2 protein-coding genes and 1 pseudogene are annotated in these 4,049 nt (G+C 64.1%); all 3 read right to left on the reverse strand.

All coding sequences use genetic code 11. From position 1 onward, the window contains the following. Positions 1 to 228: pseudogene (locus H926_RS33665) on the reverse strand (alpha/beta hydrolase); the annotation flags it as partial. A 106-nt stretch (positions 229 to 334) separates the two neighbouring features. Next, a complete protein-coding gene (locus H926_RS0119850; protein WP_022677843.1) occupies positions 335 to 3,232 on the reverse strand; it encodes a TonB-dependent receptor in 2,898 nt (965 codons plus the stop codon). Positions 3,233 to 3,589: 357 nt separating this feature from the next. Continuing rightward, positions 3,590 to 4,049, reverse strand: a 460-nt coding sequence (locus H926_RS32690; protein ID WP_043610563.1) for a carboxylesterase family protein, incomplete at its 5' end; no start/stop codon positions are given.

Raw genomic sequence — 4,049 nt, forward strand, 5'->3', positions numbered from 1 at the left:
GGTAGATCGTTCGTTGACCGTTTCCACCAGCGCATGGGCCCCTGTGCCGCTGGGCAGGCCAGGCGCGCCGCCCGGCCATAGGTCGATCGTTTCGGCCGGCTGCGGCAATCCGGGCGGCGTGCCACGCGGCCCGGCCGGTGGCGGGGTTTGCCCCAGCGCCGGCCGGGCTGCGGCCCAGGCCCCGATCGCCAGCGTCCGGGCCACCAGAGCGCGACGATCAAGGGTCATGGGCAGAGTTTCCTCAGTTTCAGAAGTGGGATGCCCACGCCACCCCGGATCAAGTCCGGGATGACGTGGGCGGGGGGAAGCGTCGTTCAGGCACGCGGGCTAACCCTCACAGCTTGGCGCGGGCGCCAAACAGGATGGTGCGGCCAAAGTGGTTGTTCTCGTAATTGCGCTGCGCCGTTTCGTCGGTGAAGCGATAGCGATAGGCGTCGGTCAGGTTGTTGCCATCGATCGACAGTTCCAGCCACGGCCGGATCTTGTAGCGCACCGCCGCATCCACGCTGGTATAGGCGCCATAGCCTTCGAACACGTTGCCCGTGGCGCTGGTGCCGTCAACGAAGGGCCCGCGATAGCTGACCGAGCCGCGAATGCTGAACTTGCCATCGTCATAATAGAGCGTGGCGTTCCACGCCCGCTTCGAGACGTTGAGCAGGGTCTGGTTATAGATCGCCGAAACCCCTGCCAGCGTGCAGGCACCGGACGCATTGCGGGTGCAGGCGCTCACCGCCGGGCCGGTGATGGTGTAATCAGCGTCGCTCTTGATCAGCGTGGCATTGCCCTGGAACCCGGTGTGGCTGAGGAAGCTGGGCAGGAACGTGAAGGGCAGCTGCAAAGCCACTTCGATGCCCTTGAGCGTGGCCCCCGCGCCGTTGACCTGCGAGGACACGATATATTCCTGCGTCGGGTCATAGTTGATGTAGGCGGGCGAGCTGGGCGTGAGCACCGAGCGATCGAGCCCGAGCTGGGGCAGCGTGGCGGTATAAGTGCCCGAGACCGGGAAGCTCTGGATCTGCTTGATGAAGCCGGCCACCGACAGCAGCGCCTGCGGCGCAAAATACCATTCGGCCGACACGTCGAAATTGGTGGCGCGATAGGGGTTGAGGAACGGGTTGCCGAAGGTAACGCGATAGTTGAACCCGTCGACCGAGCCGCCGGGATTGAGATTGCCCAGCGAAGGCCGGGTGATGACCTTGGCAATGGCGCCGCGCAGGATCACGTCGCGGTGCGGATAGAACGCGATGTTGAACGAGGGCAGCCAGTCGTTGTAGGTGCGGCCCACCGTGGCGGCGACGCCTGCGGTATAGCCGGTGGAACGCTGATCGGTGTGGGCATAGCGGATGCCCGCGTTGCCGGCATATTCCAGCCCGAACAGATCACCCTTCACGTCAAACTGCAGATAGCCGCCCGACGTGGTTTCCTGCACCTGGCGGTTGGAACCAAGATCTTCCACCTGGGTGCGGCCATAGAGATTGGTATAGGCAGCGGCCGAGCCGATGTTGGCCGCCAGGAACTGCGAGGTGGTGCCACCCGGTTGCCCGGCATCGCCCAGGCTGACCAGATCGGAAATGCTGGACGTGACAGGCAGGCCATAGACGCTGGACGAGCAGGTGGTGGTGCCCAGGATCAGGTCGGGCTTGCCGTTACCCGAACAGGCCACCGTGTCGCGCGTCCACAGTTGGGTCTGGAAGTTGTAGCGGCGCCACACGCCGCCCAGCTTGACGGTAAAGCCCTTGGTCACATCCCATTCGGTGCGCAGTTGCACTGTCTTGAACTTGTTGGTGACATAAGACGGGCGATCGCGGATTTCGGCCAGCTGGAAATTGGCCGGGTTGGTCACGTCGATGCCATAGCTCAGCACCGGCGCTTTCATGTTGCTGTAATCGAACGCGAAGCCGTTCGCGCCCTTGCTGTCATAGGCGATCGTGCTTTCCACCGGGATATCCGCGTCAGACTGCGAAATGCCGCCCAGCAGGGTGAAGCGCAGGCTGTCCGATACGTCCTGGTCCCAGGTGGCGCCCACCTGGTAGAACTTGGTATTGGACTGGCGCAGATAGCTTTCGGTGCGGACATAGGCATTGTTGAACGTGCCGCTGACCATGTTGCCATTGCTGTCGTACGCCGGGTTGACCACGTTGAAGCTGCGCTCGTTGGAACGGGCCAGCACTTCCAGCCACTTTTCCTTGCGGTCTTCCTTGAACGAGGAATAGAGCGCGTCGATCGAGATCTTGGTGTGGGTGCTGGGTTCGAACTGGATCGAGCCGGTCAGGCCCAGGCGGCGGCGATCGTGTTCGACCACGCCATAGCGCGGAATGCGCGGGTGGAACGAGAGCGCAGCGGCATCGCACGCGGCCGAGGGGCGATAGAACCCGCCGCTGTTCACCGCATTGCCGCCAGTGGTGCCGGCGACCGAATAGAAGCACGGCGTGCCGCCCACCGAATTGAAATAGGCCTGCGACCAGCGCACCGTGTTGTTGCCGGTTTCCAGCGTATCGGTGTGCGAATAGGCGGCCGAGAGGTTGACGCCCAGCGTGCCGGCATCGTTCTTCCACGACAGCAGCCCGGCAATGCGCGGCCCGACATTCTTCGACAGGTCGTTATACGAACCCTGCACGTTGAGCACGGCGGTCAGCCCGGTCTTGCCGGCCAGCGGATTGCCGGTGTTGAGATCGACCACTGCGCCCAGCGAGCCTTCGTCCAGGCTCGCCTCGGCGGTCTTGTGGACCACCAGGCTGCTGAACAGTTCCGAGGCAAAGACGTTGAAATCGAAAGAGCGATCGCGGTTGGCCGAGGCGCCGTCGGACGAGGTGGTGATCGTTTCCAGGCCGTTGACGCGCACGCGGGTGAACTGCGCGCCCAGGCCGCGCACAGTGATCGCGCGGCCTTCGCCGCCGTCCTTCTGGATCGAGATGCCGGGAATGCGCTGCAGGGATTCGGCAATGTTCTGGTCGGGGAACTTGGCAATGTCTTCGGCCACCACGGCATCGACTGCCGAAACCGAGTTGCGCTTGACGTTGAGCGCGGCCTGAAGCGACTGGCGGAAGCCGGTGACGATGATAGCCGGGGTCTGGTCATCGCCGGTGCCCGGGGCGGCAGCAGCCGCGTCGGTGGCCGGTGTGGTGGTATCCTGCGGGGCGGCCTGGGCCATCGCGCCATGTGGCAGGGCCAGCGCGCTGCCAGCGAACAGGGCGATCTTGAGCGTGGAAACTCGGGAAATATTCTTGCGCATCGTCACATCCCCTCTCAGCCCGTGAGGCTGGATGATACCGGTGTCAACAATGCACGCAATGGCTTGCATCGATCCGGCAACACTACTCCCATCCGCACACGGCGGATCGCCCGCGCCATCGGGCGGGCTTGTTGTCTCTTGCTACCTTCCCGGCTTTATGCCCCTAAAGGTAACCGGTGTCATTACGATATGTTTTGCAGCACGATCTTTCCCCTGTCAAGAACCCGGTTGCTTGGCTGTCGATCAAAAAATAATATGGTAATTCAATAGTCTAAACTGAAATTCCGCCCATCTCGCGGCGCATTTTGCCGCATCATGCTGCGCGCGTGGCCCTGCAGCATGGCGCTGATTCGCCGGTTATGATCCCGGCTGCACATAGGGCGCCGTGGCCCATAGCCGGCGTTGCCAGCCGCGCGGATCGTCTGCCATGTGCGGGGCCGCGTCGAACACCATCGTCGCGCGCGCCGGCAGGCGATAGGGCGCCCAGTCTGCCAGGCCCGGCCGGCCGTTGCGTGCCAGCCCGGAAAAGGCCGCCATCATCGTCGCGCTCAGCGCACGGGCCTGCGCGTCGGTGCCGGAATAGCTGCCCGGCGCCTCCAGCGTGCCGAACACATAAGGGATATCATCGGTATGCGCCGCGCCGCGCAGTGGATCGCGCGGAGAGGGGCGGTCGAGCTGGTAGACCCAGGTGGACTGCGCGCCGGCGGCGGCGCGTGCGTCGGCCTCGATCACCTGGCCGGGCCACGATCGCCCGGCGGTGGTTGCCGCGTAATAGACCTGCTCTGCGCTCCACTGTGGGGCGTTGGCGCGGTATTGT

The sequence above is a fragment of the Novosphingobium sp. B-7 genome, assembly GCF_000410615.1.
Lineage (GTDB): Bacteria > Pseudomonadota > Alphaproteobacteria > Sphingomonadales > Sphingomonadaceae > Novosphingobium > Novosphingobium capsulatum.